12 protein-coding genes are annotated in these 12678 nt (G+C 67.5%); 2 read left to right on the forward strand and 10 right to left on the reverse strand.

Annotation, left to right across the window (positions count from 1 at the left end; all coding sequences use genetic code 11):
• Positions 1–203, forward strand: a 203-nt coding sequence (locus ACFHPP_RS29065) for a hypothetical protein (RefSeq protein WP_437166723.1), incomplete at its 5' end; no start/stop codon positions are given.
• 55 nt (positions 204–258) lie between these two features.
• On the opposite strand, the gene ACFHPP_RS29070 is transcribed toward ACFHPP_RS29065, so the two are convergent.
• The 10 genes from ACFHPP_RS29070 to ACFHPP_RS29115 form a co-directional block, all read right to left on the reverse strand.
• Positions 259–1365, reverse strand: a complete 1107-nt coding sequence (locus ACFHPP_RS29070; RefSeq protein ID WP_437166724.1) for an acyltransferase family protein — start codon at positions 1363–1365, stop codon at positions 259–261.
• Positions 1366–1522: 157 nt separating this feature from the next.
• Entirely contained in the window at positions 1523–3451 is a 1929-nt protein-coding gene (locus ACFHPP_RS29075) for a TRAP transporter permease (protein WP_437166725.1), read from the reverse strand.
• The gene (locus tag ACFHPP_RS29080) at positions 3451–4437 is read right to left on the reverse strand and encodes a TAXI family TRAP transporter solute-binding subunit (protein WP_437166726.1); all 987 of its coding nucleotides are present in this window, start codon (positions 4435–4437) and stop codon (positions 3451–3453) included. Before ACFHPP_RS29080 ends, ACFHPP_RS29075 begins: the two co-directional genes overlap by 1 nt.
• Positions 4434–5420 (reverse strand): NAD-dependent epimerase/dehydratase family protein, encoded by a 987-nt coding sequence (locus ACFHPP_RS29085; protein WP_437166727.1) that lies wholly within the window; start codon positions 5418–5420, stop codon positions 4434–4436. Before ACFHPP_RS29085 ends, ACFHPP_RS29080 begins: the two co-directional genes overlap by 4 nt.
• A gap of 3 nt (positions 5421–5423) precedes the next feature.
• Complete coding sequence (locus ACFHPP_RS29090) at positions 5424–6197, reverse strand: SDR family NAD(P)-dependent oxidoreductase (protein WP_437166728.1); 774 nt, start codon at positions 6195–6197, stop codon at positions 5424–5426.
• Between the two features lie 19 nt (positions 6198–6216).
• A complete protein-coding gene (locus tag ACFHPP_RS29095; protein ID WP_437166729.1) occupies positions 6217–7197 on the reverse strand; it encodes an ABC transporter ATP-binding protein in 981 nt (326 codons plus the stop codon).
• Positions 7194–8162: an ABC transporter ATP-binding protein gene (locus ACFHPP_RS29100; RefSeq protein ID WP_437166730.1), complete on the reverse strand. Its 969-nt coding sequence runs from the start codon at positions 8160–8162 to the stop codon at positions 7194–7196. Before ACFHPP_RS29100 ends, ACFHPP_RS29095 begins: the two co-directional genes overlap by 4 nt.
• A complete protein-coding gene (locus ACFHPP_RS29105) occupies positions 8159–9073 on the reverse strand; it encodes an ABC transporter permease (protein WP_437166731.1) in 915 nt (304 codons plus the stop codon). Before ACFHPP_RS29105 ends, ACFHPP_RS29100 begins: the two co-directional genes overlap by 4 nt.
• Positions 9074–9076: 3 nt before the next feature.
• Positions 9077–10024, reverse strand: coding sequence for an ABC transporter permease (locus ACFHPP_RS29110; protein WP_437166732.1), 948 nt, complete (start codon positions 10022–10024; stop codon positions 9077–9079).
• Positions 10021–11562, reverse strand: coding sequence for an ABC transporter substrate-binding protein (locus tag ACFHPP_RS29115; RefSeq protein ID WP_437166733.1), 1542 nt, complete (start codon positions 11560–11562; stop codon positions 10021–10023). The genes ACFHPP_RS29110 and ACFHPP_RS29115 overlap by 4 nt, the downstream gene beginning before the upstream one ends.
• Positions 11563–11635: 73 nt before the next feature.
• Between ACFHPP_RS29115 and ACFHPP_RS29120 the strand changes: the two genes are divergently transcribed.
• A complete protein-coding gene (locus ACFHPP_RS29120; protein ID WP_437166734.1) occupies positions 11636–12469 on the forward strand; it encodes a GntR family transcriptional regulator in 834 nt (277 codons plus the stop codon).
• The last annotated feature ends 209 nt before the right edge of the window (positions 12470–12678 follow it).

Below are 12678 nucleotides of genomic sequence, written 5' to 3' on the forward strand. Positions count from 1 at the left end.
GCAATCCTTGCTTGCGCGCCGGCACGCCGGACCAGGCGCGCCAACATCACGTTTCTGCCGCTGCCGCCGAGATGCCTCGAGCTGAACGTCATGAAAAATATATGACCTTCATGCGCGACAACTGGCTGTCCGATCGCGTTTTCCTGGCCCGCGCTGGACATTGGCGACCCTTGCTGCAGCTCTTGAAGAAGCCCGTCGATTAGTCGTGGCACACCATGCTACGCGACCGGGTCCACGGGGCCTAACCAGCAAGGGGCTTCAACCTGCCAACACGATCTGCTTGGGGTGGCGTAGGAGCAGGGGTTCAAGCCTACGTATGGCGGCACGTCCAGGGCGCTCGACCAGCAGGTGTGCGAGCCAGGAGCCTGCCAGCAGTACGATGATGAAGCAGATCCGCCACGCCACCTCCCACTCCATCCACTGCGCCAGGACCGCGGCCGGCTTGGTGTAAAAGCTGCCGAGGCGCGGATGCAGCAGGTAGATGGCGTAGGACAACTCGCCGAGGATGAAGATCGGTCGCCAGCCCAGGAAGGACTGCACCGGCCCCGTGCCATGCATCAGGCTGATCATCAGCAGCGGCAGGAGCGCCACGATGATCAGGTCCGTGTCCGGCAGCATGAGCAGGAGAAGGAGCGTCAGGGCCAGCACTGGCGCGACCGCGGCATGGGCTGCGAAGTCGCGGATCGGGCGATGGCCGGAGGCGCGGTAGGCGACGAGGCCAAGGCAGAACTCCGCCACGCAGCGCACCACCGGCAGCGGGCTTCCAACCCAACTGATGTCGAGCGGCCCCGAGCGCCAATCCGTGGGTGTGGATTTCGGCGCGGCTGCCAGGCCGACCAGGACGAGGAAGGCGACTACGAAAAGCGCCAGCGCCACCTGCCAGCGCGCGAACAGGAACGCCGTGGCGAGCAGCGGAAACACCAGGTAGGCGGCCCATTCGGTGCTGATGGACCACAACGGGTCCAGGATGCTCTGCCCGAAGCCCCAGGCCTGGATCATCAGCAGGTTCAGCAGCAGCGTCCACCAGACCGGTGGCTCGAGCCCGTCAAGGTCGATGACGCCCGCCATCATCGCAAACCCATAGGCAACGGTGACCAGGAAGAACAGCGGATAGACCCGCGCCAGCCGCCGGATCAGGAAGATGCCGAAGTTGCGCCAGGCAAACCCGCCGGAGAACAGGCTTGCATAGGACATGGCCATGACGAAGCCGGATAGAACGAAGAACAGGTCCACCGCAAGGTAGCCATTGCGATTGAACTGGAACGAGTCCGGCCAGAGCACGTGATAGACGACGACATAGACGGCCGCGAGGCCGCGGATGCCGGTCAGGGGTCTGATCTGGGACGTCGCAGCCGGCAGAGCCATGTTTCTCAGGCCTCCTGAATACAGGGGCCTGGACTGTGCGCCGCCGGCGTGGACGGCCTATCCGCCGCGCCACTTCAAAGCCGCGGGACGTCTCCGCGGCTCAACCCTGTTTCTCAGCCATGAACGAGCACCTGAAGGATTGCCACTGTCTTGAAGATCACAATCCTCCCAGCCGGCCGGCATCCAACCGTAACAACCTGCGGTGCCGCAGCCAATGTACGACCCCCACGATCAGGCTCAGGCCAACACCCAGCAGGTCCGTCAGCCCGCCTGGGTACATCAGGGTCAATGCCGCCGCACCAAGCGCAAGGCGCTCCAGTGGATGCAGGGGGCGCAGCAGGAAGCCGCAGAAGGCGGCCGCGAGGGCCGAGACGCCGACCGCACAGGTCACGGTCGCCAGGACGATCTCCGTCGTCGTGCCAAGCAGCAGCAGTTGTGGACCGAACACGAACATGAACGGCAGCAGGAAGCCGGCCGCACCAAGACGCACCGCGGAAAGACCTGTCATCAGCGGGTTCGACCCGGCAATACCTGCGGCGGCATAGGCGGCCGTGGCGACTGGCGGCGTGATGTTCGCCATGGTGCCGAACCAGTAGGCGAACATGTGCGCGGCCAGCGGCGCGACGCCGAGGGCGATGATGGCGGGTGCGATCAGCACCGCAACCAGGATGTAGACCGCCGTGCTCGGCAGCCCCATGCTCATCACCAGCGCGGCGATCATCGCGAAGACCAGCAGCACCAACAGGTTCGCACCGGCGGCGCCAACCAGGATGTCGGCCAGCTTCGGCCCGAGCCCGGACAGGAAGATCGGCCCGATGATGAGGCCGGCCGCGGCGCAGGCCACGCCGACCTGCAGGCTCATCAGGGCGCCCTCGCGTGCAGCCTCCAGCAACTCGCGCGGCCCAGGGCGCGTGTGGGACCGCAGCATGCCGGCCAGCAGCGCGGCGAACAGGCCCATGAAGGCGGCGCTCAGCACGGTGGTCTTCATCACCGCAAGCTGGAACACCAGCACGGTCGGGCCGATCAGCAGGTGGCCACCACGCAGCATCACGCCGCGCATCCGCGGCAACTGGTCCCGGCGCAACCCGACCAGGCCGAGCTTCGCCGCCTCCAGGTGCACCGTCACCAGCAGCATGACGTAGAACAGGATGGCCGGGATCAGCGCCGCGGCGGCGATCTCGCGGTAGGGAAGTTGCAGGTATTCCGCCATGATGAAGGCGGCGGAGCCCATCACCGGCGGCGTCAACTGCCCACCGGTCGAGGCCACCGCCTCCACCGCGCCGGCAAAGCGTGGCGAATAGCCGAGGCGCTTCATCAGCGGGATGGTGAACATGCCGGTCGAGACCGCGTTGGCCGTGGCGCTGCCGCTCAGCGTGCCAAGCAGCGCGCTGGCCGCCACCGCCACCTTGGCCGGCCCGCCGCGCACGGTGCCGAGTGCGGAATGGGCGATATCGATGATGAACTGGCCGGTGCCGGTCACCTTGGCGACGGCACCGAACAGCACGAACAGCGCGATGAAGCTGGCGGAAGCGCCGAGCGTCGGACCGAAGATGCCTTCCTGCGACAGGTACAGGGTGGAGATGGTCCGGCGCAGCGAGAATCCGGCATGGCCGCCAAGATCCATCGGCAGATGCGCGCCGATCCATAGGTAGCTGACGAAGATGGCGATGATGACGATCATGGTCAGGCCGATGGTGCGCCGCGTCGCCTCCATCACCAGCAGCGCCGTGGCGACGCCGAGCCATTGCTCCAGCGCCGTGGGGAAGCCCATGCGCTCCGAGATCTCGGCGTGGTTCAGCACCGGGTACAGCGACAATGCGGCGCCGGCCGCCGAGAGCAGGACGTCGTACCAGGGCACGCCATCCGCATCGCCGCGCCGCGCCGGCACCACCAGGAACACCAGCGCCAGGATCATCGCCAGATGGATGCCGCGCTGCTGCAGATCCGGCAGCACGCCGACCCAGCCGGTGCGGATATGGAAGACGGCGAAGACGACCGAAAGCAAGGTGACGGCGGCATAAGGCGCCGCCCCGCGCCAGCGGCCGGGGGGAGCCGCGACCTCCTCGCGATCGATCGTCGCGGGCATCAGCTCGCCTGCATCTTGATGCCCTTTGCGGTGTAGTAGGCTGCCGCACCCGGGTGAAAGGGAATGAAGCCGGCGTCGGCCACGGCGCGGCCGTCCCAGGCGCTGCCGGTGGGGTGGGCGCGGGCGATGTCGGCGTTGTGCTCGATCAGCACGCGCGCCATCTCATGCGCCTGGATGTCCGGCACGGTGTCGCGCGTGACCAGCACCACCTTCACGCCGATCGTCGTCACATCCTGGTCGGTGCCGCGATAGGTGCCGCCCTTGATCACTTCCGGCACGTAGAAGGGAAGCCGCGCATTCAAAGCGGCCATCTTGTCCGGCGCGATGCCGAGGAAGCGCAGCGGATGGTCGTTGGCGAGGCCAAGCCAGGTGCCGGAGGGCAGGCCGGAAAGCTGGAAGCCGGCATCAATGGTGCCATCGCGCAGCGCATCCACGGTGGCGCCGGTGGAGATGTAGCGAAGCTGCACATCGCCCTGTTCCACGCCGTAGGTCTTCAGCCATTCGATCGCGGTCTGCGCGTTGGAACTGCCAGCGGCACCGACGGCGATGCTCTTGCCCTTCAAATCGGCGATGTCGCGGATCGGGCTTTCCGCCCGCACCGCCATGTGGCCGGCGGAGGAATGGCCGGCGGTGACAGCGCGGATGTTGCGCAGGGGCGCACGGAACTCCCGCCCGCCATTGTAGGCGTAATAGACGACATCGGCCGCGGCCCAGCCGAAATCGGCCTCGCCCAGGCTGATCAGCCGCACGTTCTCGGTTGAACCGCCGGTCGGCGTCGAAGCCGCGCGGGCGCCGCGCGTATGCGCGTTCATCGCGCGTGCGGCACCCTCACCGAGCGGGAAGTAGGCGCCGCCCGTCGGGCCGCTGACGAAGCGCAGCGTGCCGACGGGGCGGCTGGTGTCCACCTGCGCGGCGGCGCCGCGGGGCAGCGCCGGCGATGCCAGCATGGCGGCACCGACGGACAGCACGAAACGGCGTGTGGTCATGGGGTGTCTCCTTCAGGGGGCGAGCGTTGCAGCCAATCCAGGTAGTCCGTGAGGGCCTCCGCCATGCCGAAGCGGGCGCGGAAGCCAAAGTCCTGCTGGGCGCGGGCCGTGGCCAAAGGCGGGCGGTCATCCGGGCCATGGAAGTCGACGGTCGCGGGTTCATCCGGCCCGGCGAGGCGCCAGTCGATCTTCGACCGCAACGCCAGCGCGGCGCACCATTCGGCCACCGACCAGATGACGGGGGAGGAGAGGTTGTAGACCGGCGAGGCGGGCGCCTCCGCCAGCAGCAGGGCGGCCACGCCCTCCGCGACATCCGGCGCATAGATCCAGTCCCGCGAGCCGGGGCGCGGCAGGATGATGGGTTGGCCGAGCCGCGCCGCCTGCATCACCTGGTGCATCGGGCTGAGCGTGTCGCGGAGCCCGCTGTCCCGCTCGAAGCGGCCGAACACGCCGCCCAGGCGTGCGGCGAAGACCTGCACGCCCCGCAGCGGGCCGGCGCGCAGCAGCAGGCGCTCGGCGGCCAGCTTGGTGATGCCATAGACGGCGCTGGGCTGAGGCAGGCTCAGTGCCTCGTCCAGCAGGCCCTGCGCAGGTGTGGTGGTGCCATAGACGGAGGCGGAGCTGAGGAAGACCAGGCGCTGCGTGCCCTGCGCCGCGGCGGCGTCCAGCACATGCAGTGCCGCCATGATGTTGACGGCGGCGGTCGCCGTCGCGGCCTCGCCGTCCCGGCCAGCGGCGGTGGTGACGGCGGCGCCATGCACAACGCGATCCGGCTTCTCCTGCGCGAACAGCGCCTGCACCGCGGCGGCGTCCCGCAGGTCCGTGATGTGCCAGGCGACGCAATCATGGCCCGGCAAGGCGACCAGGGCCTCGGCGGGTGGTGGCGCGTGGCCGACGCCCACTACCTCCAGCCCCTGCGCCAGCAGCGCCGAGACGATGTTGAGTCCGACGAAGCCGGTGGCGCCGGTGACGAGGATCTTCATGGCCTAGTAGGCCATCCAGCCACCATCGACCATCAGGTTGTGGCCGGTGATGTAGGTGGCCTCGTCGCTGGCCAGGAACAGCGCGGCGCTGGCGATGTCGCCTGGCCGGCCGAGGCGGGGCATCGGCGTGCGGGACCGCGAATATTCCAGCGGGTCCGATCCGGCACCGCCGAGCGGCTTGCCCGTCAGGATGCGGCCGGGCGCCACGGCGTTGCAGATGATGTTGTCCTCCGCATAGTCCACGGCGACCTGCCGCGTGATGTAGACCGCCGCTGCCTTGCCGGTGCCGTAGGCGATCTTGCCCGGCGCGCAGACCATGCCGTGCTGGGAGGAGATGTTGACGATGCGGCCGCGCGCATCGCCCACCACCGGCTGGGTCAGGAACTGCTGGATCGCGCGCTTGCAGCCGAAGAACACGCCCTTCGCATTCACCGCCATGACATGGTCCCAATCCGCCTCGCTGGTCTCCAACAGCTTGGTGCCGCTGCCGAGGGTCGCCGCATTGTTGACGATGACGTCGAGCTTGCCGAACTCCGCGACCGTCTTCGTCACCAGCGCGTCGATGTCGTCCCATTTCGAGACATCGCAGCGGTGGAAACGCACGGTGCCACCGGCCTCCTCGATCAGCTTGCGGGTTGGCTCCCCGCCTTCCTTCACATCCTCCGTCAGGTCGCCGATGGCGACCGTGGCGCCTTCCTTGGCGAACAGGATGGAAATGGCGCGGCCGATGCCCGATGCGCCGCCGGTGACGACCACGACCTTGTCCTTGAGGCGCATGGTGCTTTCTCTCCCTGATTCAGTCATGCAGATGGCAGGCGACCGCCGTGCCGTCCGGCAGCGCCCGCAATACCGGGCGCTCCGCGGAACATCTTGGCATGGCGTGCGGGCAACGCGGATGGAAGGCACAGCCGGCAGGCGGCGCCAGCGGGCTTGGCACTTCGCCGGTTACCGCGACGCGCTGGTGGCGCAGCGCCGGGTCCGGCTGCGCCACGGCGGACAGCAGAAGCTGTGTGTAGGGATGCTTCGGCGCGGCATACAGCGGCGCCACCGGCCCGGTCTCGACGATGCGGCCGAGATACATCACCGCTACGCGATCCGCGAGGTGGTGCACCACGTTCAGGTCATGCGAGATGAACAGCAGCGTCAGGCCGAGCCGGCGCTGCAGTCCATCCAGCAGGTTTACGATCTGCGCCTGGATCGAGACATCCAGCGCACTCACCGGCTCGTCCAGGACCAGCAGGTCCGGCTGCACCGACAGCGCGCGTGCGATGCCAACGCGCTGGCGCTGGCCGCCGGAGAGCTCGTGCGGGTAGCGGTCGAGGAAGGCAGGGTCGAGGCCGACGAGGTGCAGCAACTCACCGGCCGCTTCGCGAAGCGCGCGCCGGCCGCGAAGGCCGCGATGCAGGCGCAGCGGTGCGGCCAGGATCTGGTCGATGCGCATCGACCGGTTGAGCGAGGAGCTGGGGTCCTGGAAGACGATCTGCGCGCGCTTGCGATACCAGCCGAGTTGGGTGTCGCGCAGGCCCGCGATATTGTGCCCTTCGAACAGGATGTCGCCGGCGGAGAGCGGTTCCAGCCGCAGGATGGCGCGCGCCAGGGTGGACTTGCCGCAGCCGCTTTCGCCGACGAGGCCGAGTGTCTCGCCCTTGTTCAGCACGAGGTCCACGTCGATGACGGCCTGGACTTCCTGCACCTTGCCGAGCAGACGTGCGGCGAAGGAGGGATCGACCGGATAACGCTTCGCGACCGCCACTAGTTCGAGGATCGGCGCCGTCATGCCGGCACCTGGGCACGATGGCAGGCGTAGGATTGGCCGGGCTCGTCCTCGACCAGCACCTGTTCCTGATCGCAGCCCGGCCCGGCCATCGGGCAGCGCGGCGCGAAGGGGCAGCCGGGCGCCAGGAAGCCGAGGCGGGGCGGGTCGCCCTGAATCGGATGCAGTGCGGCATCATGCTTGCTGCCGCGTGGGATGGAGCCGAGCAGCGCGCGTGTGTAGGGGTGGCGCGGGCGCCGGAAGATCTGCTCCGAAGTTCCGGATTCCACGATGCGGCCGGCATACATCACCATGATCCGGTCGCACAGCCGCGACACCACCGTGAGGTTGTGGCTGATGAACAGCATTGCCATGCCGTATTCTGCCTGCAGGTCGCGCAGCACCTCCACCACCTGCAATTCGACGGTGACATCCAGCGCCGTAGTCGGCTCATCCGCCACCAGGAAGGCAGGGCGGCACATCAAGGCCATCGCGATCATCACGCGCTGGCGCATGCCGCCGGAGAATTGGTGCGGGTACTGGTTTAGGCGGCGCGCCGGGTCCGGGATGCGGACCTTCTCCAGCAATTCAACTGCGCGCGCGCGGGCAGCCTGTGATGTGCGCTCGCCATCCGGGCCGTGCTCCAGCCAGACACGCTCGAGTTGCGTGCCGATGGTCATCAGCGGGTTCAGCGAGCCCATCGGATCCTGGAAGATCATCGCCAACTCGCGCCCACGCAGGCGGCGCAGCGCCTCTGCCGGCTCCTGGCGCAGGTCGCGGCCGCGGAAACGGATGCTGCCGCCGCGAACCGCGGAGGCCGGTTCTACCAGGCCGAGCATCGCCTTGGCCGTGACGCTCTTGCCCGAGCCGGACTCGCCGACCAGCCCGACCACCTCGCCGCGTTCGATCCGGAAGGACAGATTGCGTGCCGGTTGGATCAGCCCGGCCTCGGTGCGGAAGGCGACGTCCAGCCCCTCGACCTCGATCACGGGAAGGTTCCAGCATCGCGCGGGTCCAGCGCATCGCGCAGAGCGTCGCCCAGGATGTTCAGCGCGCAGACGGTCAGGAAGATCAGCGCCCCCGGGAAGACCGTCAGCCACCATTCGCCGCTCTGCACATAGGTCTTGCTGTCGCTCAGCATCACGCCCCAGGAGGGTTGCGGTGGCTGGATGCCGAGGCCTAGGAAGGACAGCGAGGCCTCCGCAATGATTGCATTCGCCACCAGCAAGGTGCCCTGGACCAGGATCGGCGACAGGCAGTTGCGCAGGATGCCGAGGAACAGCGTGCGCGACCGCGCGATGCCGAGCGCCTGGTCCGCCATGACATACTGCTCCGCCTTTTCCACCAGCACTGCGCTGCGGACCACGCGCGCGACCTGTGGGGCGTAGAGCAGGCCGATGACGAACATCAGCTTCGCTATGTGTGGCACCTCGATGGGGCCGACCATCAGCTCCTCCGTCCCCAGCGCCGCGATCACGGCGATGGCCAGGATGATCGGCGGGAAGGCCAGGAGAATGTCCATCAGACGCATCAGCGCCGCGTCCAGCGGACCGGGGCTGGCATAGCCGGCAATGGCGCCGAGCGGCACGCCAATAACGACCGCCAGCAACACCGTGACGACGCCCACGGTGATCGAGACCTGCGCGCCGGCGACGGCCCGGCTGAACACGTCGCGCCCGAACTGGTCGGTGCCGAAGAAATTGGCCCAACCGGGTTCCGCCAGGCGATTGCCGGTGATGCGCGTCGGCGAGTGCGTCTGGATCAGGTCCGGCACCAGCGCGGCTGCCAGCACCAGCACCAGGATGACCAGGCTGACCAGCGCCAGCGGATCGCGCAGCAACTTGCCGCCGAGGATGCTGGCGGTGCCGCGGCGACGGCCGAGGGAGATGGCGGCGGACATGCGCTACACCTGGATGCGCGGGTCGATGACGGCGTAGAGCACATCGACACAGAAGTTCACGAGCACGAACAGCGCGATGTTGAAAAGCACAACGCCCTGCACCACGGCGTAGTCGCGCGTCAGGATGCTTTCATACAGCAGCCGCCCGACGCCGGGCATGTTAAAGATGACCTCGACGATGATGGTGCCGGCCAGCATGTAGCCGAAGGCGAAGCCGGTGACCGTCAGGGTCGGGATCAGGGCGTTGCGGAAGGCATCGTTCCAGACGATGACGCGGCCCTTCATGCCATAGGCGTGGGAGACGGCGATGTAGTCCCGCCGCAGCACGTCCAGCATGGAGGCGCGCAGCATCCGCATGATCGTTGCGGCATAGGCGGTGCCGAGCGTGATGGCTGGCAGCACGATGTGCATGAGGGCCTGCACCGGGTCCTGCATCGGCGAGACATAGCCCCCCACGGGGAACCAGCGCAGCTGTACGCCGAACACCATGATGAGCAGCAGGCCGAGCCAGAAGTTTGGCATGGACACGCCAGCCAACCCCAGCGTGCGGGAGAGGTGATCCACCGCCCGCCCGCGCCAGCGCGCGGAGATCACGCCGGCCGGGATCGCGATAGCCAGCGCCACCACCAGGCTCGCTACCGCAAGTGTCAGCGTCATCGGAAAGCGCGCCAGCAACAAGTCCGAGACCGCGCGACGCATGATGATGGATTGGCCGAAATCGCCGGTGAAGGCAGCACCGAGCCAGACCACGTATTGCACCAGCACGGGTTGATCGAGACCAAGTTCCGCGCGTGCTTCCGCCAGCACGCGCGGATCGGTATCCAGCCCCATCATCGCCAGCACCGGGTCGCCCGGCAGGAAGCGCATGATGGCGAAGATCACCAGGCTGGCACCCAGCAGCACGATCACCAGCGACAGGAAGCGCTGGACCAGGAAGCGCTGGAGCTTCAAGCCAGTTTGGCCTGCCGCAGATCCATCGCGTACATGTAGGAGGGGCGGAAGCCGGTAATGCCCTTGCGCCAGATGTGGTAGGTGTTCAGGCGTCCGACCCAGACGCTGGTGCAATCTTCCACCAGATGCGCCACGGCGCGCTTCAGTGGCGGCGTGCGCTCGGCGCGGTCGACCAGCCTATAGGCTTCGAACAGGTTTTCGTCGTAGGTCGCGCTGCAAGGCTGCGCCATGTACTGCTTGCCGGCGATGCAGAGATAGGATTGTGCCATCAGGTAGTCCTCGATCGAGGGTTGCATCGAGGGGTGCGGGAAGCACTCGAAATCGCCCCGCGTGGCGGCGGCGTACATGGAACTGAAATCCATTTGCCGGATGCGCATGTCGATGCCGACATCGGCCAGGTTCGCCTGCATCACCACCGCGGCCTCCTGTGCCTCGACGTAGGCGCTGGGCACCGGGATGGTCGCGGTGAAGCGGAAGCCGCGCGGCATGCCGGCGGCACGTAGGTGGAACTTTGCCCGGTCCGGATCATAGGCCAGTTTCCTCGCGAGCTCCGCGTCGTGCCAGTATTCGCCTTCCACGGATGGGATCGCGCTGGGCGTCACCAGGCCATGGTAGATCTCGTTGCAGATGGTGTCGCGGTCGATGGCCGAGGCCACGGCGCGGCGCAGGTTGATGTTGTCGAAAGGCGCCTTCTGGCGGTTGAAGGGCGCGTAGAAGATGCCGGCGCCCGGGATCGCCGCGCCCTCGAACTGCGCGCTCTGCAGCGTCGGCCGAAAATCCTTCGGCGGGCAGGTGCCGATGATGTCGACGCGGCCAGTCTGGAGGTTCGCGAGCTGCGTGGCGCCATCGGCGATGCGCACCAGGCGGATGCGCTTCTGGGGCGCCTCGCCCAGGAAGTAGTCCGGCCGCGCCTCCAGCTCGATCACCACATCCGGCTCGAACTTCGTGACGCGGTACGGGCCGGAGCCAAGGACATTGGCGTTCAGCGTGGTGTGGTCGGTGCCGGCGGGGATGATACCGAAATATTTGGTCAGGTACATCATCCAGCCGGACCAGGGGCGGGAGAGTTCGAAACGGACCGTAAAGCGCCCTTCGGCGTGCACGCTGGCGAGGAAGGCGCGGAAGTCGCCGCGACGCTGGCCGTGCTCGAGATAGGTGGTGAAGGAGTAGACCACGTCTTCGGAATCGAGGGTCTTCCCGCTCGGGAAGCGGACATCCTCGCGCAGTTCGAAGGTGTAGGTCTTGCCGTCGGCGGAGACGCTCGGCATCGCCTTCGCCACTTCCGGCGAGAGGGTGCCATCAGGATTGGTGTAGATCAGGTTGCTGTAGGTCAAGATCGGTAGCGTACCGAAATCGTGGTTCGAGTAGTTCCACGGATGCAGGTGCGGCAGGCCGCCTAGGATCGAGGCGGTCAGGAAGCCGTCGGCACGCGCGGCGGCCTGAGCCGCGGCCGACGATGGCGCGGCCCCGAGGCCAAGCAATCCGGCTCCGGCCAGTTTCAGAGCGGTTCGACGGTCGATCGCGGCAGGGCGCATCATCGTGGCCTCCTCGGTCAGGGCGGGGTGCGTCGCGGACGCCGCCGGGATACCAGAATATCCTAGGCGTCATATTTTGCTGCTGAGAAGCAGAATCTTTTGGCAGAATGGCCGGGCTGGGCGACGTCTGCCTGTTGCCCGCACATTGCGGGTAGGCGACTGCGTGCACATTGAGCACTATATTCACGCGAGGAAGATGGACGTGACGTCGGGAGCAAGGCGCCAAGGTGATGTGGAGGAGGCGGAGCGCCTCCTCGGCTCGCTGCAAAGCGCGCCGGCCAGCCTTTCGGAGCAGACCTACCAGCGTCTGCGCAGCCTGATCATCGAAGGCGGGTTCGCGCCCGGAACGGTGGTCACGGAACGGCGCGTGGCCGATGCCGCCGGCATCTCTCGCACCCCCATGCGTGCCGCAATCGCGCGGCTGAAGGGCGAGGGGCTGGTGACGCGCCTTGGCAACGGCAGCGTCGTCATCCGCAGCTTCTCGCTCGACGAGGTGCTGCAGAACCTGCGCGTGCGTCGCCTGTTGGAGACGGAGGCCGCAGCGCTTGCGGCCCTGCGCCTCGACCCGGCGCGGCTCGGCCCGATGCGGGATGAAGCAGAAGCATTCTGCGACGAACGAGATGCGGATTTCGAACGCTTCTGGGCCCATGACGATGCACTGCACGCGCTGATCGCACAGGGCTGCGGCGTGCCACTGCTCGCCTCGCTTATCGCCGATCTGCGCGCCAAGGCCCGGATGTGCAACCTGGCGCGCATGCCTCCGCAGTTCACGGCACAGGGCCATGAGCATGTCCAACTGATCGACGCATTGGCACGCGGCGATGCGGTGGCGGCGCGGAAGGCGATGGATGTGCATTTCGACAAGGTCGGCCTGCGCTTGGTCGGCTGGGTCGATCCCACGCCGCCCTGAGCCGATTTGACGAACCGGATAGCCGAGGCAGATGCATGCGCCTGATCGCAAGACCCCTCACCAGCGAAGCCTTCGCCGAATTCGGCGAGGTGCTGCATGCGCCCGAGGGCCCTGGCCGGATCTACACGGAGGCGGCGCTGTCCAACCGCCGTGTGCAGGCCGCGCCCAGCCTGTCCTTCACCTGCAAGGCGCCCAGCCCGCTGCCGCTC

Source organism: Falsiroseomonas sp. E2-1-a20, from assembly GCF_051433195.1.
Lineage (GTDB): Bacteria > Pseudomonadota > Alphaproteobacteria > Acetobacterales > Acetobacteraceae > Falsiroseomonas.

Excerpts from the sequence above, each read along its gene's own strand:
- ACFHPP_RS29070 (WP_437166724.1), bottom strand. The coding sequence starts at position 1,365 with ATGGCTCTGCCGGCTGCGACGTCCCAGATCAGACCCCTGACCGGCATC.
- ACFHPP_RS29075 (WP_437166725.1), bottom strand. The coding sequence starts at position 3,451 with ATGCCCGCGACGATCGATCGCGAGGAGGTCGCGGCTCCCCCCGGCCGC.
- ACFHPP_RS29080 (WP_437166726.1), bottom strand. The coding sequence starts at position 4,437 with ATGACCACACGCCGTTTCGTGCTGTCCGTCGGTGCCGCCATGCTGGCA.
- ACFHPP_RS29085 (WP_437166727.1), bottom strand. The coding sequence starts at position 5,420 with ATGAAGATCCTCGTCACCGGCGCCACCGGCTTCGTCGGACTCAACATC.
- ACFHPP_RS29090 (WP_437166728.1), bottom strand. The coding sequence starts at position 6,197 with ATGCGCCTCAAGGACAAGGTCGTGGTCGTCACCGGCGGCGCATCGGGC.
- ACFHPP_RS29095 (WP_437166729.1), bottom strand. The coding sequence starts at position 7,197 with ATGACGGCGCCGATCCTCGAACTAGTGGCGGTCGCGAAGCGTTATCCG.
- ACFHPP_RS29105 (WP_437166731.1), bottom strand. The coding sequence starts at position 9,073 with ATGTCCGCCGCCATCTCCCTCGGCCGTCGCCGCGGCACCGCCAGCATC.
- ACFHPP_RS29115 (WP_437166733.1), bottom strand. The coding sequence starts at position 11,562 with ATGATGCGCCCTGCCGCGATCGACCGTCGAACCGCTCTGAAACTGGCC.